Raw genomic sequence first — 1,811 nt, forward strand, 5'->3', positions numbered from 1 at the left:
CTCGCCCGTTATCGCGCCGATGGCAATATCGAGTTTCTGGGCCGCAACGATCATCAGGTCAAGATCCGTGGCTTCCGTATCGAACTCGGCGAGATCGAGGCTCAACTCACTGATCATCCTGCGGTGCGTGAAGCAGTGGTCATCGCGCGTGCTCGACAGCAGGATGATCAACAACTCATCGCCTATGTCACGCTGCTTGCCGACATCGATGTCAGTATCCTGCGCCAACATTTGAGCGAGCGTCTTCCCGACTACATGGTGCCGTCTGCCTTCGTCGTGCTCGATGCGTTGCCCCTCACGCCCAACGGCAAGCTCGATCGTCGTGCACTGCCCGATCCCCAAGCCGATGCCTTCGCCCTGCGCCCCTTCGAAGCGCCGCAAGGTCGAACCGAAATCGCTCTGGCCGATCTGTGGGCCGAACTGCTCGGTCTCGAGCGCGTCGGCAGACAAGACAACTTCTTCTCGCTCGGCGGCCACTCTCTGCTTGCCGTGACGCTCATCGAATGCATGCGCCTCGTCGATCTGCATGCCAGCGTGCGCGATCTGTTCGCCACGCCCGTGCTCAGCGCCCTGGCCGCTTCGCTCGAACGCGGTACATCCACGGTCGATATCGTCGTGCCGCCCAACGCGATCACGCCCGATTGCACTGCGATTACGCCCGCGATGCTGCCGCTCATCGCGCTTACGCAAACGGACATCGATCGCATCGTCGCGCAAGTGCCCGGCGGGTTCACCAATGTGCAGGACATTTATGCACTCGCGCCGCTGCAGGAAGGCATTCTGTTCCATCACATGCTGACCACCGAGGGCGATCCGTATCTGCAGACCGCGCGTCTCGCCTTCGACAGCCGCGCACGGCTCGATGCATGGCTCGATGCCTTGCAACAGGTCGTCAGACGGCACGACATCCTGCGCACCGCCTTCATCTACGATGCGCTGAGCACGCCCGCGCAAGTGGTTTTGCGTGAAGCACCGGTTAGCCTCGATGAGATCGAACTCGATCCGACGCACGGTCCAGTCGCTGAACAACTCGCAGGCCTGTTCGATGCCCGCTCCCAACGCCTGCCATTGACTCGGGCTCCACTGCTTCGACTCACCATCGCTCGCGAACCCGCTTCGGGCCGCTGGCTGGCGCTGCTCGTCTGGCATCACCTGATCGGCGATCACGTCACGCTGGAAGTGATCCAGAAGGAAATCAGCGCCCTGCTCGATGGTCGCGGACATGCGCTCGGCGCAGCTCAGCCGTTCCGCGATCTGGTCGCTCAGGCGCGGCTCGGCGCAAGTCAGCAAGCACATGAAGCGTTCTTCCGCGATATGCTCGCCGATTTGAACGAACCGACGCTGCCCTTCGGCCTGACCAACGTCCACCATGACGGCTCGGCCGTCGCCGAAGCGCGCGTGACGCTGCCCGCGTCGCTCAATACGCGTCTGCGCACGCAGGCCCGAAGCCTCGGTGTGAGTCTCGCGAGCCTCTGTCATCTCGCCTGGGCGCGCGTGCTCAGTGCGAGCAGTGCAATCGATTCCGACGGACGCATCGTGTTCGGCACCGTGCTGCTCGGGCGCATGCAGGCAGGCGTCGATCAGGCGCTGGGGCTGTTGATCAATACGCTGCCGATTCGCCTTGATGTGAACGGGACATCCGTCTCTGACAGCGTACGCGACACGCACGAACGTCTCGCGGCCTTGTTGCAGCATCAGCATGCGCCGCTCGCGCTCGCTCAGCGATGCAGCGGTGTGGCCGCGCCCGCGCCGCTCTTCAGCGCCTTGCTCAACTATCGCCACAATCAGGCATCGAGCGATGATGCTCAGGC

1 protein-coding gene is annotated in these 1,811 nt (G+C 63.1%); it reads left to right on the forward strand.

Annotated elements, in window-relative coordinates; all coding sequences use genetic code 11:
- Positions 1–1,811 (forward strand): condensation domain-containing protein (locus AWB80_RS42675; RefSeq protein WP_244207070.1); only part of this gene is annotated, 1,811 nt, incomplete at both ends.

It is taken from the genome of Caballeronia pedi (assembly GCF_001544915.2).
Taxonomy (GTDB): domain Bacteria; phylum Pseudomonadota; class Gammaproteobacteria; order Burkholderiales; family Burkholderiaceae; genus Caballeronia; species Caballeronia pedi.